This window comes from Vandammella animalimorsus (assembly GCF_002288875.1).
In the GTDB taxonomy this organism is placed as follows: domain Bacteria; phylum Pseudomonadota; class Gammaproteobacteria; order Burkholderiales; family Burkholderiaceae_C; genus Lampropedia; species Lampropedia animalimorsus.
In genome coordinates this window covers 215,857-239,078 of record NZ_NTBH01000001.1, presented here as the reverse complement: position 1 = coordinate 239,078, position 23,222 = coordinate 215,857, and the positions used below count along the sequence as shown (strand labels likewise).

General features: G+C 61.5%; 18 protein-coding genes. 14 read left to right on the top strand and 4 right to left on the bottom strand.

Features of this window, described 5'->3' with window-relative positions; genetic code table 11:
* Nucleotides 1–93 precede the first annotated feature (93 nt).
* The 6 genes from CLI93_RS00985 to xth all read left to right on the top strand — a co-directional run bounded on the left by CLI93_RS00985 (nt 94) and on the right by xth (nt 6,358).
* Nucleotides 94–2,655, top strand: a complete 2,562-nt coding sequence (locus tag CLI93_RS00985) for a PAS domain-containing sensor histidine kinase (protein WP_095541982.1) — start codon at nt 94–96, stop codon at nt 2,653–2,655.
* A 118-nt stretch (nt 2,656–2,773) separates the two neighbouring features.
* Nucleotides 2,774–3,394: a response regulator transcription factor gene (locus CLI93_RS00980; RefSeq protein WP_095541981.1), complete on the top strand. Its 621-nt coding sequence runs from the start codon at nt 2,774–2,776 to the stop codon at nt 3,392–3,394.
* A gap of 89 nt (nt 3,395–3,483) precedes the next feature.
* Nucleotides 3,484–4,341, top strand: coding sequence for a bifunctional methylenetetrahydrofolate dehydrogenase/methenyltetrahydrofolate cyclohydrolase FolD (folD, locus tag CLI93_RS00975; protein ID WP_095541980.1), 858 nt, complete (start codon nt 3,484–3,486; stop codon nt 4,339–4,341).
* A 222-nt stretch (nt 4,342–4,563) separates the two neighbouring features.
* Nucleotides 4,564–5,079 carry a hypothetical protein gene (locus CLI93_RS00970; RefSeq protein ID WP_095541979.1) on the top strand — a complete coding sequence of 172 codons (516 nt, stop codon included), beginning with the start codon at nt 4,564–4,566 and terminating at the stop codon, nt 5,077–5,079.
* Nucleotides 5,080–5,187: 108 nt separating this feature from the next.
* Nucleotides 5,188–5,469 carry an oxidative damage protection protein gene (locus CLI93_RS00965; protein WP_095542026.1) on the top strand — a complete coding sequence of 94 codons (282 nt, stop codon included), beginning with the start codon at nt 5,188–5,190 and terminating at the stop codon, nt 5,467–5,469.
* 88 nt (nt 5,470–5,557) lie between these two features.
* Nucleotides 5,558–6,358 carry an exodeoxyribonuclease III gene (xth, locus tag CLI93_RS00960; protein ID WP_095542025.1) on the top strand — a complete coding sequence of 267 codons (801 nt, stop codon included), beginning with the start codon at nt 5,558–5,560 and terminating at the stop codon, nt 6,356–6,358.
* A gap of 71 nt (nt 6,359–6,429) precedes the next feature.
* Here the strand turns inward: xth and CLI93_RS00955 are convergent, their stop codons facing one another.
* Together CLI93_RS00955 and ettA are read right to left on the bottom strand one after the other, a co-directional pair.
* Entirely contained in the window at nt 6,430–8,538 is a 2,109-nt protein-coding gene (locus CLI93_RS00955; RefSeq protein WP_095541978.1) for a DUF1631 family protein, read from the bottom strand.
* Between the two features lie 167 nt (nt 8,539–8,705).
* Nucleotides 8,706–10,367: an energy-dependent translational throttle protein EttA gene (ettA, locus tag CLI93_RS00950; RefSeq protein WP_095541977.1), complete on the bottom strand. Its 1,662-nt coding sequence runs from the start codon at nt 10,365–10,367 to the stop codon at nt 8,706–8,708.
* Between the two features lie 335 nt (nt 10,368–10,702).
* On the opposite strand from ettA, the gene CLI93_RS00945 reads away from it, so the two are divergent.
* Nucleotides 10,703–12,565 (top strand): DEAD/DEAH box helicase, encoded by a 1,863-nt coding sequence (locus CLI93_RS00945; RefSeq protein WP_095541976.1) that lies wholly within the window; start codon nt 10,703–10,705, stop codon nt 12,563–12,565.
* A gap of 111 nt (nt 12,566–12,676) precedes the next feature.
* The gene (paeA, locus tag CLI93_RS00940) at nt 12,677–14,020 is read left to right on the top strand and encodes a polyamine export protein PaeA (protein WP_095541975.1); all 1,344 of its coding nucleotides are present in this window, start codon (nt 12,677–12,679) and stop codon (nt 14,018–14,020) included.
* Between the two features lie 150 nt (nt 14,021–14,170).
* Here paeA and CLI93_RS00935 read toward each other — a convergent pair whose 3' ends face one another.
* Nucleotides 14,171–14,761, bottom strand: a complete 591-nt coding sequence (locus CLI93_RS00935; protein ID WP_338066613.1) for a lytic transglycosylase domain-containing protein — start codon at nt 14,759–14,761, stop codon at nt 14,171–14,173.
* A gap of 283 nt (nt 14,762–15,044) precedes the next feature.
* On the bottom strand, nt 15,045–16,802 hold the full coding sequence (locus CLI93_RS00930) for a proline--tRNA ligase (RefSeq protein WP_095541973.1): 1,758 nt from the start codon (nt 16,800–16,802) through the stop codon (nt 15,045–15,047).
* 170 nt (nt 16,803–16,972) lie between these two features.
* On the opposite strand from CLI93_RS00930, the gene CLI93_RS00925 reads away from it, so the two are divergent.
* The 6 genes from CLI93_RS00925 to CLI93_RS00900 all read left to right on the top strand — a co-directional run bounded on the left by CLI93_RS00925 (nt 16,973) and on the right by CLI93_RS00900 (nt 23,203).
* Nucleotides 16,973–17,659, top strand: coding sequence for an RNA pyrophosphohydrolase (locus tag CLI93_RS00925; RefSeq protein WP_420823100.1), 687 nt, complete (start codon nt 16,973–16,975; stop codon nt 17,657–17,659).
* Between the two features lie 381 nt (nt 17,660–18,040).
* Nucleotides 18,041–18,790 (top strand): ABC transporter permease, encoded by a 750-nt coding sequence (locus tag CLI93_RS00920; protein WP_172424241.1) that lies wholly within the window; start codon nt 18,041–18,043, stop codon nt 18,788–18,790.
* Nucleotides 18,791–18,901: 111 nt separating this feature from the next.
* The gene (locus CLI93_RS00915; RefSeq protein WP_143326352.1) at nt 18,902–19,981 is read left to right on the top strand and encodes an MlaD family protein; all 1,080 of its coding nucleotides are present in this window, start codon (nt 18,902–18,904) and stop codon (nt 19,979–19,981) included.
* A 110-nt stretch (nt 19,982–20,091) separates the two neighbouring features.
* Entirely contained in the window at nt 20,092–20,841 is a 750-nt protein-coding gene (locus CLI93_RS00910) for a DUF3108 domain-containing protein (RefSeq protein ID WP_172425506.1), read from the top strand.
* 300 nt (nt 20,842–21,141) lie between these two features.
* Entirely contained in the window at nt 21,142–22,143 is a 1,002-nt protein-coding gene (locus CLI93_RS00905; RefSeq protein WP_238945767.1) for an ABC transporter substrate-binding protein, read from the top strand.
* 172 nt (nt 22,144–22,315) lie between these two features.
* Nucleotides 22,316–23,203, top strand: a complete 888-nt coding sequence (locus CLI93_RS00900; protein ID WP_095541969.1) for an ABC transporter permease — start codon at nt 22,316–22,318, stop codon at nt 23,201–23,203.
* The last annotated feature ends 19 nt before the right edge of the window (nt 23,204–23,222 follow it).

Below are 23,222 nucleotides of genomic sequence, written 5' to 3'. Positions count from 1 at the left end.
GATTTCTGCGGCCGCAAAGGCTTCTTGAGAGGTTTGGCCAGGCCATTGCAACGGGCCGGCACAATAAGCCCCCTTTTCTTTGACGACTTGGGCATGGGCATTTCCCCCTTGCCCGCCCTGCGCATGCCCGAAACCGCCTCCCCGCTGCACAACCCCATCCGCGCTGCCAATGGCAAGAAAACGCCCACTTGGCTGCGCCTGGAGCGGCTCAGCGTGCTGATTCCGCTGCTGTCCGTGGTGCTGTTTGTTCTCGTCATGGCTGGGGCGTATGGCTTCCTGCGCAGTGAGGAGCAGGCCCGTGAGAAGCAACTGCTGCAGCAGCACACACAGTTTCTGCTGCTGCGCTTGAACGAGCAGCTGCTCTCGCGGCAGGATCAAATCCAGCGTCTGGTGTTGGACATGCTCTCGCCCAACTCCAACACTGGCTTTGACCAGGGCGCACGCACGCTCATCGGGCGTGACCGGGCGCTGTACGCGCTGACCTGGTTCGATGCCAGCCAGCGCGTTGTCAGCAGCCACCATTCGGCCATGGTCCCCAGCAGCCTGCGCCGCAATCTGGGGCAAGTGGTGCATGGCATCGCGCCCGAGGATGCGCTGCAAAGCCATTGGCGCAGCGTAGCCGGGCAAGAGCAGCAAAGCCAGGAAGTCCATCCGGCCGTGCTGCAGTTTTTCATCCCCATCGCAATCAACGGCCACCCGCTTGGGGCGGTGATGGCGGAGTACGCGCCGCACCTGCTGCTCAATGCCGCGTTGAACGAGGCGCGCCTGACCAATGGCCTGGCTGTGTCATTGCTCGATGCGCAAGGCCAGCTCATTGCTGGCGCAGCGCCGGCACAAGCTGCTGATGCCAAAGCCAGCTTCGCTTGGGATCCTGCTCAGCAGGCCCCGACGCAACTGGCCGTGCCTGTGCAGGCGCTGGGAGGGCAATGGCGCCTGAATGTGGCTCTGTATCGCTCCGACCGGGACATGACCACGCGCGCGCTGTCGCTGCTGCTGCTGCTGCTGGGTTTGAGCACAGTGGGCATGCTGTGGATGAACTGGCGCTTGAGCCGCAGGCGCTTGCAAACGCAGCGCCATCTACGCCAGGAGTACAACTTCCGCCTGGCAATCGAAAACGCCTTGACCACCGGCATCCGCGCACTGGACATGCAGGGCACGACGACCTATACCAACGCGGCCTTCAGCCGCATGGTGGGCTGGAGCCAGGACGAAATGGTGGGCATGAAGGCGCCCTTCCCCTACTGGCCGCGCCAGGATCGGGAGATTTTGCAGCAGCGCTTCCAGGCCGAGCTCGATGGCAGGCACTATCCGGGTGGTTTGCAGCTGAGGATGCGGCGCAAGAATGGCACCTCGTTCGATGCCCGGGTTTTTTTGACGCCGCTGCGCGACGAGAGCGGCACGCAGGTCGGTTGGCTGACCACCATCAACGACATCACCGAACCCAACCGCATCCGCCAGCAGCTGGCCACCGCACACGAGCGCTTCACGCTGGTGCTCGAATCGCTCGATGCCTCCATCAGCATCACCCCGCTGGGCAGCAAAGAGCTGCTGTTTGCCAACCGCCTTTACCGCCAATGGTTTGGCACGCACAGTGCCGGGCATTTGCAAATGCTGGCCCAAGCTGGCGAGCGCAGCTCCAGCCAAGCTCAGCAAGGCAGCGCGGAGGGCCAAAGCGATGCGGAGCCCGAGGATTTGCTGATGGGCCTGCCGGCGGACATGCTCACCAGCGCCAGCTCCGAGCGCGCCGAAATTTACGTCGAATCCTTGGGCAAATGGCTGGAGGTGCGCTCTCGCTACCTCGAATGGGTCGATGGCCGACTGGCGCAGATGCTGATTGCCACGGACATCAGCAAGCGCAAGCAGGCCGAGGAACAGGCCTCACGTCAGATACAGAAAATGGAAAGCGTCAACCGCCTGATGACCATGGGGGAGATGGCCTCCAGCGTGGCGCACGAGCTCAACCAACCCTTGGCAGCCATCAGCAACTACGTGGGCGGCATGATTGCGCGCATTCAGAGCAATTCCATCGAAAAGGAGCAGCTGCTGCTGCCGCTGGAGAAGACCGCCCACCAGGCTGTGCGCGCTGGGCAAGTCATCCACCGCATTCGCTCCTTCGTGCAACGCAGCCAGTCGCAGCGCGAGCCCTGCCAGGCCCAGCGCCTGGTTGGCGAGGCCGTCGAGCTGGCCAACATCGAAATCCGCCGGCGCAATGTGCGTCTGAGCGTGCAAACCGAAGCCCATTTGCCGCCACTGCATGCCGATGCCATCCTGATTGAGCAGGTGCTGATCAACCTGTTGAAAAATGCCGCCGAGGCCATTGATGGCGCTGATCTGCCGCCGCAGCGGCGCGGCATCGAGCTGATCGTGCACCGCGACGGTACAGGCCTGCGGTTTCGCATTGCAGACCAAGGCCCCGGCTTGCCCGAAGAAGTCTTGCAGCACCTCTTTGATGCGTTTTATTCCACCAAGCAAGATGGCATGGGCATCGGCCTGAATCTGTGCCGCAGCATCATCGAATCCCACCAAGGAAAAATGCAAGTGCGCAACCTCTACAATGACGCCCTGGTAACAGGCTGTGAATTTTCCTTCTGGCTGCCGGCCGCGCAGAACCCACATGCGCCCGAGGCTGGACCAGCCGATCCCATTTTGGGCTGAAGGACGGCGCAGCCCTGAGCCCAAGCCCCCGCACAGGCCCCGCTGTGGCCTGCCCCAGCGTCCCGTACAAGCAGGGGGGCTGCGGCAATGCACCCCCACACCATGACAGGACGATGGCATGACGATTGGCAATAAAAAAGGCACGGTTTATATCGTGGATGACGATGAGGCCATCCGCGACTCTCTGCAGTGGCTGCTGGAGGGGCGCGACTTCCATGTGCGCTGCTTTGACAGCGCCGAATCCTTTCTGAGCCACTACGACCCGCGCGAGGTCGCCTGCCTGATCACTGACATCCGCATGGGCGGCATGTCCGGGCTGGAACTGCAGGAATCGCTGGTCGAGCGCTGCCCTGCCCTGCCCGTGGCCATCATCACTGGCCACGGCGACGTGCCCATGGCCGTGGAAACCATGAAAAAAGGCGCGGTCGATTTCATCCAAAAACCTTTTGAAGAGCAAGCCATCACCGGCTTGGTGGCGCGCATGCTCGAACAGGCCCAAAGCAGCTTTGCCAACCAGCAGCAAGCGGCCACGCGCGAAGCCCTGCTCGCCAAGCTGACGGCGCGCGAATCCCAAGTGCTCGAGCGCATCGTCGCCGGGCGCCTGAACAAGCAAATTGCCGATGACCTGAACATCAGCATCAAGACGGTGGAAGCGCACCGCGCCAACATCATGGAAAAGCTCGGCGCCAACACCGTGGCCGATCTGCTCAAGGTGGCCCTGGGCGGCCCAGTGGCCTGAAAACAGGCGATGAGAGCCTGTGCAAAACGGGTTCTGAAACTTTTTTTCTGCGGACTTTCCGCCCCCTCCCTTCGTGACGACTTGACACCATGCCCGCCCAACTCATCGACGGCCTTGCCCTTTCGAAAAAACTGCGACAGCAAATCGCCCAGCAAGCCCAGGCCCTGACCGACCAGGGCCTGCGCCCCGGGCTGGCCGTGGTGCTGGTGGGCGAGGACCCGGCCTCGCAGGTCTACGTACGCAACAAGATCAAGGCCTGTGAGGAAACAGGCATCCACTCCGTGCTGCAAAAGCTGCCGGCCCAGACCAGCCAGGAAGAGCTGCTTGGGCACATCGCAACGCTCAATGCGGATACCAGCATTCACGGCATCCTGGTACAGCTGCCCCTGCCCAAGCATCTGGATGCCGATGCCGTGATCGAAGCCATTGCCCCGGAAAAGGACGTCGATGGCTTTCACGTCGCCAGCGCCGGCGCGTTGATGACCGGCCTGCCAGGCGGCTTCTGGCCCTGTACGCCGCACGGCTGCCTGCAAATGCTGGACGCCATCGACTATGAGCTGCGCGGCAAGCACGCCGTGGTCGTCGGGCGCAGCAACATCGTTGGCAAGCCCATGGCCATGATGCTGCTGGCGCGCAGCGCCACCGTCACCGTCTGCCACAGCGCCACAGCCGATCTAGGGGCCATCACGCGCCAGGCGGATGTACTGGTTGCGGCCGTAGGCAAGGAAAAGCTGATCACGCGCGAGATGGTCAAGCCCGGGGCCGTGGTCATCGACGTGGGCATGAACCGCAACGCTCAGGGCAAACTCTGCGGCGATGTGGACTTTGAGCAAGTGCAGCAAGTGGCCTCCTGGATTACCCCTGTGCCCGGTGGCGTCGGCCCCATGACCATCACCATGCTGCTGGCCAACACCATCGAATCGGCCCAACGCGCTCTAAGCGCCTGATCGGACGCATTTTTCCAACCCTCTTGTCTTGTCCAGCACAGTCTGCCGCAGGGCCTCTTCAAGGGGGGCTTGGTTTAGAATCGATGCCGAAAATGCGCGTCGTCAGCCAGATAAGGCGCTGCAATTGGCGTCAGGGCCGCATCGCCCCATGCCTTGGCCTGTACAGACCCACGGCATGCAGCATTGGCAGCCGGTGATTCCAATCAATGAGAGAGTGTCGTCATGAAAAAATCCAGCGTGATCGCTTTGGTGCTCGCAGTCCTGGGGACTGCCGCCTTCGCGCAAGAGCGCGTCTACCGCTGCGGCAATGAGTACACCAATGCCTCGGGCGCATCCAAGCGCCAGGGGTGCAGGCTTGTCGAGGGTGGCAATGTCACCGTCATCCAAAGCTCTGGAAGGGCTCCGGCAGCGCGGCGCAGCACATCCTCATCCTCCTCAGGCGGCAGTCAACGACAAAGCAGCGCCCCCGCACCGGTCAATGCGCCCAGGGTCGATCAATCCACGCAGCGCAACCGCGATGCCGATGCCCGCACCATCCTGGAAGCCGAATTGCGCAAATCCAAAGAGCGTCTGGCCACGCTGGAGGCTGAATACAACAACGGCGCTCCTGTGCGCACGGCGTTGGAGTTGCGCAACCCCCAGGGCTACATTGAGCGCACGGCAGAACTCAAGGCAAATATCGAGCGCGTGCAGGCTGACATCGAGGGCATTCAGCGCGAGATCAGTCGTCTGCGCTGAGACCGCTGGCCACCAACCTAAGGACCTTTGAGCTGCGCCGCCTATCCGGCGGCGCAGGCATTTCGCAGCATCATCTCTTACCCCAACACTCCCAAGGAGCATCGCGCAATGACCCGCATGGTTCAGTGCATCAAGCTGGGCACCCAAGCCCCCGGTCTGGACTTCCCCCCCTACCCTGGGGAACTTGGCCAACGCATTTTCAACAACGTCAGCAAGGAGGCCTGGGACGCCTGGCTGCGCCACCAGACCATGCTGGTCAATGAAAACCGCCTGAACCTGGCCGATGCACGCGCACGCCAGTACCTGGCGCGCCAGATGGAGCAGCACTTTTTCGGAACGGGCGCCGATCAGGCGGCTGGCTACGTTCCGCCGAGCAGCTCCGCTACTTGAGCACTATTTTCAAAGTCTTTGCATGGCCTTGCCCGGCTCGTCTGCGGCACGGCCATTTTCTTTTCCTTTGCTCTCCAAACCCATGGCACTGACCCTCGCCTCTTGGAATGTGAATTCACTCAATGTGCGCCTGCCACAGGTACAGCAGTGGCTTCAGGCCAATCCGGTGGATGTGCTGGGCATGCAAGAGCTCAAGCTGACCGACGAGCGCTTTCCCCACGCGCAGTTGCAGGAATCGGGCTACTGCGCCACGGTGCTGGGCCAGCCCACATACAACGGTGTGGCGCTGCTGCACCGCAGCCCGGCGCATGAAGTGGTGCGCAATCTGCCGGGTCTGGACGATCCACAGTCGCGCGTCATCAGCGCCAGCGTGGACTCGGAATGGGGCCAGCTGCGGGTTATCAATGCCTATTTCGTCAATGGCCAGGAGCCTGGCAGCGAGAAGTTTGCCTACAAGATGCACTGGCTGGCGCACCTCAAGCAGTTCGTGCAGGCGCAGCTGCAGCAATACGAGTATCTGGTGTTGATGGGCGACTTCAACATCACTGCGCAGGACTGCGACTCCTGGGATCCGGAAGGCTTGCGCGGCAGCATTCATCACACGCAGCAGGAGCGCCAGGCCTTTCAGGATTTGCTGGATATGGGCCTGGTGGATGCCTTCCGCTGCTTTGAGCAGCCCGAGAAAAGCTTCTCGTGGTGGGATTACCGCATGCTGGGTTTTCAGAAAAACCGTGGGCTGCGCATCGACTACATCCTCGTCAGCACTGCGCTGCGCCCAAAGCTGCAGCGCTGCTGGATTGACCGCACTCCGCGCAAGTGGCCAAAGCCCAGCGACCATGCGCCTGTCTTGATCGAGCTGGGGGAGGCCAAAACGCAGGCCGGGGCATAGGGGCGCCGTCCTTCCTGCGTCAAGCCCAAAGCTTGTTCAAAGGCCTTTCGGGCACTCAGCGGCAGGCTCTTTTATTCGTTCAGAGCCGTAAAGTGCCCCTGCTGGTACAGCTGCACCAGGCGGCGGTAGGTCATGGTTTGGTTGCTGCCATCGGCAGACGTGAACATCATCAGCCCCCGCTCGGGGTTGGCCCAGGTCAGCTGGGTGCGCAATGGCTGCCCTGTCTCGCCGATCATGTACCACTGGCCCACCCGCATTTGCTGCAAGGCGTCGGGCAGCTGGCCTGTGCCTTCAGCTGGTAGCGCCTCAGACGATGGGGCTTGTTGGTCTGCCATGTGCTCATGCGTCAACTTGGGCAGGGTGCCGCCATGGGATTGAGCCGCGGCGGAGGCTCCTGCTGGGGCAGCAGCAGCTGCCGCTGCCAAGGCTTGCTGGTGCAGCTTTTTGATCTTGGCAATGACCGATTCGGCCTGATTGCGATCAACCCCCACACTCAGCAAACCCACATGCAGCTTTTGGTGCATTTCGGCAATGGAGTGCAGCAAACCTGGTTCGGCCTGCTGCAAATACTGCTTTTGCACACTGGTGAGCAGCAGCGGCACCAGAGCCGCATAGCCCTTGGGATCTTTGGCCAGCAGGGTTTGTACATCCAGGCCAGCTCCCTGCTGCGGCTCCTGTCGCAAAATCGCACGCACGATGACCTTGGCCCAGGGCCCTGCAATGAACTTCTGCACCCAAGGGTCGGCAGCAGCAAAAAATGGCAAAGCCTGGGCCCGTGTCACAACGGCATCGAACAAGGCCTGAGCCTGGGGTGAGGGTGCAGGCTTTGCTGCGACTGGTTGGCCTGAGTGATGCGTGCGCGCTGCAGCCTGCGATGCCTGCGCCGTCGTCACAGCTGCTGTTCCCATCTCGCCCGCTTGCAACTGGGCGTAGGCCAGTTTGAAAGGCTCTGCCGAGCGGGCTTGCGCCAGGCGACCGGTGGCGCTGATGCTGGCCACTCGGCGCAGAAAATCCTGGCATCCAGGGCTATCCACATGGGGGAACTGTTTGGCAACTGCCTGGACTTTGCTCAAGAACAAGCGCGCCGGATGATGGGCATCACGCAGGAACGCCGGGTCGTTTTGTACCAGGCGACGCAGGCAGGGCTGCAGCTGCGCCACGATTTCCTTCAAAGGCTGCAGGTGGGCCACGTCCCTCACCACGGCAAGCAGCAAATCCTGCAGGCTGCTGAGCTTGCCTTCGCTCACCTCGCCCCCCATTGACACTGTTGTCGATGTTGGGCTTGGGGCTTGCTGGGGCGGCATGGGGCGCGCCGAACTCTGCGGTGGAGCTGGCGGAGCAACAGCGTTGGAGTCGGCGCGCTCTTGTGCCCCCGCCTGAAGCAACTTTTTGCTTTTGAGCATGTAGTGCGCAGCATCCGCCCCCAGGCCTTCGAGTAGCTCCTCTCTGGTGAGCAACCGCTCTGCAGCCGGATCGATGGCGTTGACCTGCAAATAGGACACATCACCAAAGCCAGTGGTCATGGCGCCAAAGCCTGTGGCCCGTTTTTGCACCGACTCAATGCCTGCCTCGGACATTTGATTGGTCAGCAGGAAATAGGTGCGGTTGAGCACCGGCGCCAACGCGGCGGCAAAGCTTTTCAGGATCAAAACCCTGACGATTTCCTCTCCTTCGCTGGCTTCGAGCATTTTCTGCATGGCATGCAGGTAGTTCTCCGGCCGCAGAGGGTTGCGGTTGCTGCGGATGTAGTCGTAGCCCCGCGCCGCGCTGACCAGGCCATCCAAGCGCTCCAGAGCGTTTTCCACCGCCGCTTCCAAAGTGCGGTGTACATGCATCAGGTCAGATTTGGACTGGATCGAAAACGTGGTGTGCAGGTCAATATCCCCAAGACCTGAGATGACTTCATCATCTTGGCTGTAAGGATCGAACTCCAGCACCTCCGAGAAGGCTTGCAACAAATAGCCCGGGTAGGCCTGCACCCATTGCTCATGATGCAAATCCATCCAGCGCAATGCCTTGGAAATCAGCTGTGGATTGGCAGGGCCAGCGCCGCCCTCCTGATTTTGGGCCACCCGCGCACCAGTGTCGCGCAGCACCCGGCGAATCAGACCCGAGCTCTCGCGCAAAGCTGCAACCACCCCGTTTCTGAATATTGGCCAGTTGGCCTGGTTTTGCACCATGGGTCATTCCTCCTCTACGTCGGCATGGGTCTGTGCCTGTCCATGCCATGCTGCCGACTCGCTGGCCGCCCCCGGCAGCCGCCTCACTCAGCGTCTGGCGCGGGCCCTTTGCTTTCGTCCGAAGTCGACGAGAACCAAGAGCCCGGCGCAACAAAGGCGCACGCCGGTTATTTCAGCGCCTTGAAGCGCACCCGCTTGGGCTGTGCAGCTTCTTCACCCAGACGCTTTTTCTTGTCAGCTTCGTATTCTTGGTAGTTTCCGTCGAAGAATACCCACTGGCTGTCGCCCTCAGCAGCCAAAATGTGCGTGGCAATGCGGTCAAGGAACCAGCGGTCGTGGCTGATGACCAACACCGTGCCCGCGTATTCGAGCAAGGCGTCTTCGAGCGCGCGCAGCGTTTCTACGTCCAAATCGTTCGAAGGTTCGTCCAGCAGCAGCACATTGCCACCAGTCAGCAAGGTCTTGGCCAAGTGCAGGCGACCGCGCTCCCCGCCGGAGAGGTTGCCGACCTTTTTCTGCTGGTCGCCGCCATTGAAGTTGAAGCGGCCGGCATAGGCCCGGCTGGGCATCTGGAATTTGCCCACAGTGATGATGTCCAGCCCGCCAGAGATGTCCTCCCAGACGGTTTTGTCGTTGGCCAGGTCATCGCGCGCTTGGTCCACATAGGCCATTTGCACGGTCGGCCCAATCTCCACCGTACCGCTGTCGGGCTGTTCGCGCCCGGCAATGAGCTTGAACAGCGTGGACTTGCCCGCGCCGTTGGGGCCAATGATGCCCACGATGGCGCCAGCCGGGATGTTGAAGCTGAGGTTGTCGATCAGCAGGCGGTCGCCAAAGGACTTGCTCACGTTCTTGAACTCGATCACCTTGGTGCCCAGGCGCTCGGCCACAGGGATAAAGATCTCCTGCGTCTCGTTGCGCTTTTGGTATTCGTAGTCCGACAGCTCCTCGAAGCGAGCAATGCGAGCCTTGCTCTTGGCCTGGCGGCCCTTGGCGTTCTGCCGCACCCACTCCAGCTCTTTCTTCAGCGCCTTGGCGCGGGCTTCCTCGCCCTTTTGCTCGGCCTCCAGGCGCGCCTGTTTTTGCGTCAGCCATTCGCTGTAGTTGCCCTTGTAGGGGATGCCATGGCCACGGTCGAGCTCCAGGATCCACTCGGCCGCGTTGTCGAGGAAATAACGGTCGTGCGTAATGGCCACGACAGTGCCCGGAAAGCGCTGCAGGAACTGCTCCAGCCAATCCACGCTTTCGGCATCCAGGTGGTTGGTCGGCTCATCGAGCAGCAGCATGTCGGGCTTGGACAGCAGCAGACGGCACAGCGCCACGCGGCGCTTTTCCCCGCCCGAGAGGTGGCCAATGACAGCATCCCAAGGGGGTAAGCGCAAGGCATCGGCGGCAATTTCCAGCTGGTGCTCAGAGTCCGTGCCTGCCGCGGCAATGATGCCCTCCAGGCGCGCCTGCTCGGCGGCCAGCGCATCGAAATCCGCATCGGGCTCGGCATAGGCGGTATACACCTTTTCCAGCTCGGCGCGCGCGGCCAGCACTTCGCCCATGGCCTCCTCCACGCATTCGCGCACGGTTTGCTCAGGGTTGAGCTGAGGCTCCTGCGGCAGATAGCCGATTTTCAGGCCCGGCATGGGGATGGCTTCGCCCTCGATCTCCTTGTCCAGCCCGGCCATGATCTTCAGCAGGCTGGACTTGCCCGAACCGTTCAGGCCCAGTACGCCAATCTTCGCCCCCGGAAAAAAACTCAGGGAAATGTCTTTGAGAATCTGCCGCTTGGGCGGAACCGTCTTGCTCACACGGTTCATCGAATACACATACTGTGCCATTGAAAAATCAATTCCTAAAAAAACAAACGCCACGCGGGCTGGCCGTGGGCATGGGATCGGCCCACTTCGGGTACAGGGCCCATTGCAGGGAAGATTTCATACGGATACATAAAAATCCGCACAGCGGCGCTACTTATGAGAGAATGCGCGCGTTTTGGATTGCAGTCGACCAAAACCACAGACCCTCGTTGCGTTGCCCCGGCTGGCTGGACCGCGCTTTCCACAGCCGCACAATTCTAATCAACAACGCCTACCGCCCTGTACTGCGCAGCCCAGCAGCCCTTGCTGGCTGCGGGCAATAACCCAACCCCGAGCACCCTTGAGTGCCCTTTGCTGTGACATTTGAATCCTTGACGCTGTCGGCCGACATCATCGCGGCCGTGACAGAGTTGGGCTACACCCAGCCCACTCCCATTCAAGCCCAATCCATTCCTCTGATTCTTGCCGGGCACGACCTGCTCGCAGGCGCCCAGACCGGCACTGGCAAGACAGCCGCCTTCACCCTGCCCTTGCTTGAGCGCCTGCGCCAGGCCCCGGCGCCCGCAGGCCAGGCCCGAGCCATCCGCGCCCTGATCCTCACCCCCACCCGTGAGCTGGCCGCGCAGATCGAAGACAACATCCGCGCCTACAGCAAGTACTTGGACATCCAGTCCACCGTGATTTTTGGCGGAGTTGGCATGACGCCGCAGATCCAGCGCATCCAAAAGGGCGTGGACATTTTGGTGGCCACGCCCGGCCGCCTGCTGGACTTGCATGCCCAGGGCCATGTGGATTTGAGCGGGGTGCAGTACCTCGTGCTTGACGAAGCCGACCGCATGCTCGACATGGGCTTCATCCACGACGTGCGCAAGGTGCTGGCGCTGTTGCCGGCGCAAAAGCAATCGCTGCTGTTCTCAGCCACGTTCAGCAATGAGATCAAACAGCTGGCGCAGGGCTTGCTGCGCAATCCGCAGCACATTCAGGTCACGCCGCCCAACACCACCGTGCAGCGCATCAGCCAGGTGATTTGCCCTGTTGGGCGCCAGCAGAAAAAGGCCGCCCTGCTGCACATCATTACCTCGCGCGACTGGAGCCAGGTGCTGGTCTTCACCCGCACCAAGTTCGGCGCCAACCATGTGGCCGAATTCCTCAACAAGAATGGCGTTTCCGCCATGGCATTGCATGGCAACAAGAGCCAGTCGGCGCGTACGCAGGCGCTGTCGCGCTTCAAGTCCGGCGAGCTGCGCGTGCTGGTGGCCACAGACATCGCCGCGCGCGGCATCGACATCGACGAGCTGCCGCACGTCGTCAACTACGAAATCCCCAACGTACCTGAGGACTACGTGCACCGCATCGGACGCACGGGCCGCGCAGGCAACGAGGGCCATGCCGTCAGCCTGGTTTGCCTCGACGAAGAAGGCTTCATGATGGAGATTGAGCGCTTCACCAAGCAGGAGATCCCCGTCGAGCCCATGCCCGAGTTCGGCCCCGCAGAAGGCGAAGTGGCAGAGCCCATCGCAATGGGACGCCAAACCCTTTGGGGCGGAGCCGGCAAGCCACCCAGCCGCGAAGTCATGCAGGCCGCCGCCAAGGCCGCACGGCGCGAAATGCTCGAGCGCATCAGCGCCAAGAAGAACACCGCCCCCAGCCGCAAGAAAGCACAGCCTGCAGCCGAGCCATCGGGCCCATCGCAAGATCCGCACGAGCAGCAAGCGCAAAGCAATGCAGATGCGGAGCACAGCGCGCCTACATCCCAGCGCCCGCTGGATGCCAACGGCAAGCCCATCAAGCGGCGCAACCGCTTCCGCGCTGGAGGTCGCAGCAATCGCCCAGCGCGCAGTACGCCGGCCACCAAAGATGAGGCCGCAGGGGCAACGAACGCTCCAACGCGGGCCCGTGCGCCGTCCAACAAATCGCAGCGCAGCGCCAATAAGCCGCGAGGTACGGGCAACGCCTCGGGCCAACAGCGCTCGCCGCGAGATCCTATGCTGCGCGCCGATGCGCACCTGGGCACGCAGGCGGGAATGTCTCTGGCCCCAGCCTATCGCGGTGACAGCGGTCGCCAACCAGACCCTATGCGCACTAGCGTGGACAGCATGGCCGAACGCACACGCCGCCGCAGTGGCAATGCCGGCAACCGCAACAAATCCGGGCACAAAGGTGGTATATCGCCGTTGCAGCACAGCGGCTTGGCTATTGGCGGGCGCCGACGTCCCTGAAAGTCACATGGCGCGCAGGCCCAAAAGCGTGCCGCCTGTTGCCTGCTGTGCTGAGTGCCCGTTTACGATTTTGCTGCGGGCGCTCAATCATGGGATGAGGCCCTTGTCTTTATGTCCACCCAGCAAAGCCTGTTCTTGATCGTCGTGCTCATCGTCGCCAGCGGCTTTTTCTCGATGGCGGAAATTGCCCTGGCAGCCTCGCGGCGCATTCGCCTGCGCCAGTTGGCCGCAGATGGCGACCAGCGCGCGCCCAAGGTATTGCAGATGCAGGAGCAGCCGGGCGACTACTTTACCGTCGTGCAGGTGGCGCAGAACGGCATTGCCATCCTCGGCGGCATCATCGGCGAAGGTGCTTTCAGCCCCTTCATCAGCAGCGTGCTGGCGCATTGGCTGGATAGCAACCATGCCAGCACATTGGGGTTTTGGATTTCATTCCTGTTGATCACGTCGCTGTTCATTCTGTTTTCCGACATCCTGCCCAAGCGCCTGAGCATGGTTGAGCCCGAACGCGTGGCCATGCGGGTTTACCGGCCCATGCTGCTGGTGATCACGCTGCTCAAGCCCTTGGTGTGGTTCTACAGCAAGATCAGCGATTTGGTCTTCAAGGTATTGGGCTTGCCCATGTTGCGTGACGAGCGCATCACCTCCGAGGACATTCTGGCCATGACCGAGGCCGGCACCCAGGCCGGGGTACTTGCCCAGAACGAGCAGCGCGTCATCGCCAATCTCTTCGACCTGGACAACCGCCTAGTGACCAGCGCTATGACGGCCCGGGATCGCATTGCATTTTTCCTGCAAAACGACAGCGATGCGCTGATCCGGGCCCGAATCGGGGCTGAGCCCTACTCCACCTATCCGGTGTGCGACCGCGACATCGACCACGTGATCGGCTATGTCGATGCCCAGGATCTGCTGCAGCGAGCGCTGAACAACCAGCCCATTTCCTTGAGCGATGACAGCTTGCTGCAAAAGGCGCTGGTGATTCCCGACCGGCTGTCGCTGGCCGAAACTCTGGAGCAGTTCCGCCAGGCTGGCGAAGATTTTGCCGTGGTGGTCAACGAATACAGCCTGGTGGTGGGCGTGGTCACCCTCAACGATGTCATGAGCACAGTCATGGGCGACCTGATCGGGCCAGACGATGAGGAGCTGATCGTGCAGCGCGACGAACACTCGTGGCTCATCGATGGCATCACACCCATTGAGGATGTGGTCCATGCGCTGCATATCGCTGAATTCCCGCACTTCGAGGACTACGACACCATGGCGGGCTTTTTGATGGTGATGCTGCGCCGCATCCCGCGCCGCACGGACTCGGTCAACTGGGGCGGCTACAAGTTCGAAGTCATGGACGTGGACAGCTACCGCATCGATCAGGTGTTGGTCACCCGCTTGTGCGCAGAAGGCATGGAGCCCAAGGACCAGGAAGCCGCCAACCTGAGCGCGCCAGCGCACTGATGGGCACAAGCACATTTTCGATGGGATGGCGCGGGCCAAGGCAGGCCAAGAAAAAGCAGCGGCCTTAAGCCGCTGCAAACTCCCACCAAGAAAATGTGTCGTGCTTCTCTCAACCCTGGACCTCAAGAATATCGCAATCGCGGGAAAATTTCACCCTGCCGCAGCAGTCTCAGTCTTTGTTGCCGGTGACTGGCTGTGCCGATCCTCAAACTCCCATTGGCGCTGGGCGGCAAACACTGCATTGGGGTAGGTGGCTCGTCCCCTGCTGCCGTTGTAGCGCCCAAGGGCCATGAACAGATTGCCTTTTTCAATGTCCAGGTAGTGGCGCATGATGACATTGCCAAAGCGCAGATTGGTCTGCATGTGAAACAGCTTGGCAGGATCGCCATCGCCAATCACACGCGTCCAAAACGGCATGATCTGCATGTAGCCCAAAGCACCAGCGTGTGAAACCACATGCTTGCGAAAGCCGCTCTCTACCTGGATCAGACCCAGAATCATCGCCGTGTCAAGGCCGGCGCGTTTGCTTTCGTACCAAACCGTTTGAAGGAACTCGTGGCGCACCGCCACGCTGGGCATGCGCCGCGCCAGCTTGTCGCTGGTAGCCGTCAGCCAGCGAAGATAGGCCAGACGGCTGGCAGTGTCCGCGAACACGGGCTCTGGCGGGGTGGCATTGGCAATGGCCGCCTGCAATGCCGAGCGCACGGAATCGACCAAGGGCTCTTCCAGTTGCTGGGCCACTGTCTCTTGCCATGGCCACAAAGACGCGGCCGGCGCTGCCAAGACCCCTGTACCCAGGCTGAGCAGGCGCCGCCGGGTGATGTGGGCCGCTTGGCTTGCTGGCAGATGGGTCCTCTCCTCTGCCCTGTCTGCCGCATCATGTTTGTGCTTGCTGTTGTTCGTCACCATCGTCGAGAAAGTCTTGCGCGCCGCCGTGCCTCATGAAAAAGCGGCTGGCGCCAGTTGCTGCCCCTTCTCCAGCAGCACCACACGAGGGACAGCGCACAGGACTTGAGGCAGGTTTCTACAACACGCCACGATCTTGCAGAAAGGCCGTAACGTTACCCAATGTTACCCTTTCTGCGTTGGTTTGGCGACGGTGCTGGTATTCAACCTGACCTTCTTTCAAATTCCGTTCCGAAATCACGACACGGTGCGGCACGCCAATCAGCTCCCAGTCGGCAAACATGGCGCCGGGGCGTTCGCCACGATCGTCCAGGATCACGTCTACGCCGCTGGCCAGCAGCTCGGCGTGCAGTTGCTCTGCCGCCTCTCGCACGGCCTCGCTGCGGTCCATGCCGATCGGGCAGATCACGAGCGTGAAGGGCGCGATGGCGTCGGGCCAGATGATGCCGCGCTCATCATGGTTCTGTTCGATGGCTGCCGCAGGCAAGCGCGAGATGCCAATGCCATAGCAGCCCATTTCAAAGCAGCGTGGCTTGCCGTCCTCATCCAGGAAGGTGGCCCCCATGGCTTGGCTGTATTTGGTGCCCAGATAAAAGATGTGCCCCACCTCAATGCCGCGCTCGACCGCCAGCACCCCTTTGCCATCGGGCGACAAATCCCCAGCCACGACGTTGCGCAGATCAGCCACCTGCTCGGGCTCGGGCAAATCGCGGCCCCAGTTCACACCGGTGTAATGGAAGTCGGGCTCGTTGGCGCCGCAGATCCAATCGCCCATGACAGCCACCTCGCGATCGGCCACGATCTTCACAGCGCGAGCACCTTCGCGGTCCAGGCCGACGGGGCCCAGATAGCCGGGTTTGCTGCCAAAGTGCGCTGCGATTTCGGCCTCGCTGGCAAAGCGAAAGCCTGCATCCAGGCCAGGCACCTTGCCGACCTTGATCTCATTCATGTCATGGTCACCGCGCAGCAGCAACAGCCAGATCTGCGTGCCAACCGCAGCGCCCTGCTCATCGAGCTCATCGGTGGCCAGCACCAGCGATTTGACCGTGCGCTGCAACGGCACGCCCAGCAGTTGGGCCACTTCGGCGCAGGTGCTCTTGCCGGGCGTGGGCGTTTTTTGCAGCGCGGCGCTGGCGGCCGCGCGCGGCTGCTGGGGCGCCAGGGCCTCGGCCTTTTCCAGATTGGCGGCGTAGTCGCTCTCGGGCGCGTAGATGATGGCGTCTTCGCCCGTGGCAGCGATGACCTGGAATTCCTCGCTCAAATCCCCGCCAATGGCGCCGCTGTCAGCCGCCACAGCGCGGTAGCGCAGGCCAAAGCGATCAAAGATGCTGCGGTACGCCTGGCGCATGCTTTCGTAGCTGCGCTGCGCGCCCGCCACATCCTTGTCGAAGCTGTAGGCATCCTTCATGATGAATTCGCGCCCGCGCATCAGCCCAAAGCGTGGCCTGCGCTCATCACGGAACTTGGTCTGGATCTGGTAGAAGTTCACCGGCAGCTGCTTGTAGCTGCGCAGCTCATTGCGCGCCACATCGGTGACGACTTCTTCACTGGTGGGTTGAATGACGAAGTCCCGCCCATGGCGGTCGAGCACGCGCAGCAACTCCGGCCCCATTTTTTCGAAGCGTCCAGTCTCTTGCCAGAGCTCGCCGGGCTGCACCATGGGCATGCTCATCTCCACGGCTCCTGCGCGGTTCATCTCTTCACGCACAATGGCCTGCACCTTGTGCAGCACGCGTAAGCCCATGGGCATGTAGGTGTAGATCCCTGCACTGACGCGCCGGATCAGCCCAGCACGCATCATGAGCTGATGGCTGATGACTTCGGCGTCGGCGGGCGCTTCTTTGTAGGTGGAAATAAAAAACGTCGATGCTTTCATCGCAGATGCTCTTGGGGCCGGGCACACTGCTTGCCGCTGCCCATGCTTGGCAGGCCGCTGGGAGCAGGGGCTTCCGCAAACAGCCAACCGAGCGCGTGTTCGGGTATGCGCCGATTGCGCCAGCGGGCGCGCAAGGCATAATACGGCCCAGTTACAAAAAAGGTGCAATTATGCTGGACAGGGAAGGTTTCAGACCGAACGTCGGCATCATATTGCTCAACCAGAAAAACCAGGTTTTCTGGGGCAAGCGAATCAAGACGCACAGTTGGCAATTCCCTCAAGGGGGGATTGATCGTGGTGAAAAACCCGAGCAGGCCATGTATCGGGAACTGCATGAAGAAGTCGGCCTGCATCCCCATCATGTGCGCATCATTGCCCGTACCCGTGACTGGTTGCGCTATGAGGTGCCCGATCGCTTTATTCGCCGCGACGCTCGTGGTCATTACAGAGGCCAAAAGCAGATTTGGTATTTGCTGCAATTGCTGGGCAATGACTGGGATCTGAACTTGCGCGCCACCGATCACCCAGAGTTCGATGCTTGGCGCTGGAACGATTACTGGGTGCCATTGGACGTGGTTGTGGAGTTCAAGCGCGGCGTTTATGAAATGGCCTTGACGGAGCTCTCTCGCTTTGTGCCGCGCTACGACGCGCGCAACCGCTATTTGCGCAACGGAGCGCGCAGTCAACGCAGCGGCGTCAATGCAGGCCGTGACGAGCGTCAACGCAATGCTGCTGGCATGCAAGCGGCCCCTCTGCCGCGGCCTGTTGCGCCGCGCATGGCCCACATGCTCGTGGGCGCCAATGCACCTTTACCGCCAGGCGCCAGCTTTGATCCTGACCCCTCGCGCAGCAGTTGAACGCTTCGCAGGCCTTCGCGCCGACGCGCATGCGCCAAGCGAACCTGAGTGCTTGGCGCCGATCAGATCGCTCGCAATGACAAAGCCATGCGGCCTCATAAATTGAGTACGATCGCTGCCCAGTTGGTTGGCAAAAAAATCAGGCCCGAGCGGCCTGCAAAGCAGCCAAGCCTGGGGAGTGACATCACTGGCTTGGTTGTGCGCTGCGCTTTCACTGCTCATCTCAAAGCGCTTTTTGCGCACTCGCCCCCTGGTGAATAGGCTCTAAAAGTCGTGATCCCGTTCTGAATCGTGAACATGCGTCGCCCCGCACCTGCCTCGCCGCCTGCAGGCCCTCGCCTTTCTACCCATGGCGCAGACTCAGGCAGTTTCGGCCAGCACATGCACGAATGGTGGCTGTTGTGGTGGAGCAATCTGTACCTGGGCAGCTCCATGCTGGTGCTGCTGTGCCGCCCAGGCCGGCATTGGTGGCGAATCTGGCAAGTCGTTACAGCACAGGTCTATGCCCGCTTGCGCTGGTCATTGCTGGGCTTTTTGCTCATTGCCTATATTCTGGGCAGTGTGGCAACGCAAATCACGCAGCAAACCCTGCACAGTTTTGGCCTGGCCCATTTCACCCCCAGTCTGATGGTGCGCATTCTGTTGGTGGAGGTTGTGCCTCTGGCTGCTGCTTTGGTGGCCGCCATCAAGTTGACAATTCCCTTGGGGGCCGAGCTGGCCATGTTGCGGCACCGCAAGCACCTAGCGCGATTGGAGGCAGCAGGCATTGATGCCTTGCAGACCGAGCTTCTTCCCCGCTTGTTGATGGGGGTGTATGCCTCCATCATGTTCGCGGCCATAGGCAGTGCCACAGTCATGGTCACGCTGTATCTCAATATCTATGGGTATACGCTGGCGGGCTTGGAGGTGTTTACACACGCCTTCGGGCGCACCATGACGCCGCTGTTCACCTTCATCTTTGCGGCCAAGGCCGTGGCGTTTGGCTACATCGTGGCTTTGATCCCGCTGACGGCAGCCTTTACCGATCCCCGCTACGGCCTGCGGCGCGATTCGGAGCTGGCCACGCTGGCGCGCATGCTCGCCCTGCTCATTCTGGTGGAAGTGTTATCCTTGGTCGCCAATTACTACTGAGCGCCCTGCAAGCCCTGTATCGGGCGCTCAAATCCATATGCTCTGCCTGACCGGGCCTTTCTGCCCCCACCGTTTTGTGCCTGTGCGACCCTGCCCTGACAGCATTTGTTCATGAGCCAAGCGCCGCACCAGCCCCCTGCCCCGTCTGCCCCCAATACTCAGCCCGGGGCGCCAGCCGATGGCCAAAGCAAACAGCGCGCCACGCAGCAGCCCACCGCTCCCAGCCCATCGCTGGGTCTGGCGCCGCTGGCGCCCGTGCCGCATCTGCATTTCAAGTCGATTCTGCTGATGCTCATCACCATCGCGCTGAGCATTGGCGCCCTGGGGTATCTGCTGTATGCGCGTGGCGCATTTGAGAACAAGCAGATTCTGATACTCACCGCAGATGACTCAGAAGGTGTCTCGCTGGGGATGGATTTGACCTTCTCTGGCTTTCCCATCGGCAGGGTCAGGCGCATCGAGCTGGCCGACGATGGCAGCGTGCGCATCCAGATTGAAGTGCCTGAAAAAAACGCCCATCGCCTGCGCGAGTCCAGCATCTTTACCATGGTGCGCAATATTCTGGGTGTCACAAGCCTCAAGGCCTACACCAGCGATTGGGACGACCCGCCCCTGCCCGACCGGGCCGTCAGGCCTGTGCTCTATGGTGACGCGTCGGCGGAAATCCCCCAGCTCATGGCCTCGGTGCGCAACCTGGTCAACAACCTCACCGGCCTGACCGCCAGCGACTCAGACCTGGCGCAAAGCATGGCCCGCATCAATGAGCTGGGCGGCAGCCTCAGCCAGGCGGCCAGCCAGGGCGGGGCTCTCAAGATTCTGCTGGGCGAGGGCCAGGAGCTGCAGCAGCTGCAAAAAGCCCTTACCCAAATCAACACCTTGCTGCAATCGCTCAACCGCACAGTCAACCATGCAGACAGCCAAGTGTTCGGGCAACGTGGTCTGCTGCGCGATGCCCAAAGCGCCACTCAGCAGCTGACACAATTGCTGCAAGCCAGCCGCCAAAGCCTCAAGCAGATTGACGCCATCCTGGGTGACACCAAAACCATCACTGGTCACGTGAGCAGCAACACGCAGGATCTGCAAACACTGCGCGCCAGCATCGAGAGCAATTTGCGACAAATCGATGCCTTGATGGGCCAGCTGCAAAACACCTGGCCGTTCGCCAAAGAGCATCAAATGACCTTGCCATGAGTTTTCGCACTCCTTTTTTTCCCTCCAGCAGCGCATCCAACCAAGGCACGGCCTGCCAGCGTGAAAATGGCAATGACCGAGACGCCAACAGCAGCAGCCCATGGCCTGCCATGGCACGCGCTTGCGCAGCACTGTTGCTGTCCTCCGTCCCACTGGTCGTGACGCATCAGGCCCTGGCGGCCGGTACAGCGCCTGCCACCACGCAGCAGCGCATACGCATACCGCCTGCGGCCCATTTGCAATTCGATGCCAAAGGCAAGATCAGCGGCTTTTCCTACAGTGCCAGCGCCCAGCTGCATTGGCAGCACGATGGGCACAGCTACCGGGCAGAGCAAAGCATCAAAGCGCCACTGATGGGCACGCGCTCGCAAGTCAGCAGCGGGCGCATCCAGGCCGGGCATTTGCAGCCCCTGCAATTCACAGACTCGGCACGCAAAAAACGCAACCTGCGCTTCGACCCAGCCACGGGCAAAGTCACCGTAGTGGCCAGTGGGCAGACTGAAAGCGTTCCCCCAGATGCCCAGGATCGCCTGAGCGTATTCTTCCAACTGGCCGCTCGCGTTGCCGCCGATCCCGGTCTGCGTGTCAAGGGCCAGCGCATTGCCATCTGGACTGTGGCCAGCAACAAACAGGAAAGCTGGGTCTTCGAGGTCGATGGTCAGCAATCCCTGCCCCTGCCTGCAGGCACGCTGCCCAGCATCAAGCTGCGCCGCCTGCCACGCAAGGCCGACGACCAGCAGGCCGAAATCTGGCTGGCCGCATCCACAGGTTATTTGCCCGTGCGCATTCTGTTGCAAGACGATGGCGACGCCGTTGACTTACAAATGAAGCGCTACACCCCCACCAAAGCCCAGCAGTAAGAGCCTGCTCGCGCTGAGCCTTTGAACAGGCCTTAACGTGTTTGAAACCGACCAGCGCTCCATGCGACGCTGCCTGCCATAGGGTGGCGCTTGCGTATGCCAGCGAGGCCGCTGCGGGCGCATCAATATCAGTGATAGCCCTGATGCCAAAGCCCCTGACAGGGCCCTTGCAAGAATCTTTTTTCAGTTACGATTGCCGCCGCTTGGCAGCCAGCGCCATGGCCCCGGTGGGCCTGGATCTCGATGGCTGCCTTCGTCTGAATGACGCACTGTCCCCATCCATTCCCCCGAGGAGATTGCATGAACCGCATTCCCATGATCGCGCGCGGCGCTGGCCGCCGTCAGTTGCTGCAGGCCGCTGCCGCAGCCCTGCTGGGCCTGAGCGCCCTGACCAGCACCAGCGTATATGCGCAAGCCAAGTCCGTGGCCGTCACAGCCATCGTCGAACATCCGGCGCTCGACGCCGTGCGCGATGGGATCAAGGAGGAACTTGAAGCCAGCGGCTTCAAGGGCGACAAGCTCAAGTGGCAATACCAAAGTGCGCAAGGCAACCCCGGCACCGCTGCGCAGATCGCACGCAACTACATCGGCCAGACCCCGGATGTGATCGTGGCCATTGCCACGCCATCGGCCCAGGCCGTGGTCGCTGCCAGCAAGAGCATCCCCACTGTGTATTCGGCAGTCACCGATCCAGTGGCAGCGCAGTTGGTCAAGAACATGGAGCCCAGCGGCACCAACGTCACCGGTGTGTCTGACGCCCTGGCGCTGGAAGACCAGGTCAACCTGATCAAGAAAATTCTGCCCAACGTCAAGCGCATCGGCATGGTCTACAACCCCGGCGAGGCCAATTCCGTCGTGGTGGTCAACGAGCTCAAGCGCATCCTGCCCCCGATGGGCATCGAGCTGGTCGAGGCCACAGCCCCGCGCACCGTGGACATCACGGCTGCAGCCCGCAATTTGGTGGGCAAGGTGGACGTGATCTACACCAACACCGACAACAACGTGGTCTCGGCCTACGAGTCGCTGGTCAAAGTGGCCACCGATGCCAAGCTGCCCCTGGTTGCATCGGACACCGACAGCGTCAAGCGCGGCGCCATCGCTGCCCTGGGCGTGGACTACCGCGATCTGGGCCGTCAGACCGGCAAGATCGTTGTGCGCATCCTCAATGGCGAAAAGCCTGGCGCCATCGCTTCCGAGCGCAGCACCAATCTGGAGCTTTACGTCAACCCCAAGGCCGCTGCGGCTCAGGGCGTGACTTTGTCGCAGGAGCTGATTCAGTCCGCCAAAGAGGTGGTTGAATAAGCCCCCACATGGCCTTGCGCTTCCGGCGCGCTGGCCATGAATAACCGCAGCAGGGCAGGCTTTTGGGCCTGCCCTGCTGATGTTCAGGCCGCTGCCCACGCAAGCTGTAAGCAGGCCCACACCGCCTGCATGCACACCAGGGCCTGACCAACACCAAAAAACGTTTGCTGCGATGACTTTCTACTCATTCATGGGGGCGCTGGAAATCGGCCTGATCTTCGGCCTGGTTGCCCTGGGGGTGCTGATCTCCTTTCGCATTCTGAATTTCCCTGACCTGACGGTCGATGGCTCATTCCCATTGGGGGGCGCCGTCGCAGCCACACTGATCTCCACAGGCAAAGATCCTTTCCTGGCCACCTTCATTGCCACCTTGGCTGGCGCGTTGTCTGGCTTTGCCACCGGCTGGCTCAATGTGCGCCTGAAAATCATGGATTTGCTGGCGGGCATTTTGATGATGACCGCGCTGTATTCCATCAATCTGCGCATCATGGGCAAACCCAATGTGCCGCTGATTCTGGAGCCCACGGTGTTCACCGTACTGATGCCTGGCATCTGGGCCGACTACATCGAAAAGCCGCTGATTCTGTTGGTCGTGGTGCTGATCGCCAAATTCATCCTGGATTGGTATTTCGCCTCCGAGCGCGGCCTGGCCATGCGCGCCACGGGCGCCAATCCGCGCATGGCCAGCGCCCAAGGGGTAGCCACCAGCTGGGCCAAACTCGTGGGCCTGGCCATCTCCAACGCGCTGGTCGCTTTGGGCGGCGCGCTGTTTGCACAAAGCCAGGGCGGCTCGGACATTTCCATGGGCATCGGCACCATCGTGATTGGCCTGGCCGCCGTCATCATTGGCGAAAGCGTGCTGCCTTCGCGGCGCATTTTGTGGGCCACGCTGGCCGTGATCATTGGCGCCGTGCTCTACCGCTTCTTCATTGCGCTGGCGCTCAACAGCAGCTGGATTGGCTTGCAATCTCAGGACTTGAACCTGATTGCCTCCGTACTGGTCATCTTGGTGCTGGTGTTCCCGCTGCTCAAGCGCCGCCTCAAATCGCTGGCCCAATAAGCACAGCCCCCTAGGAGTT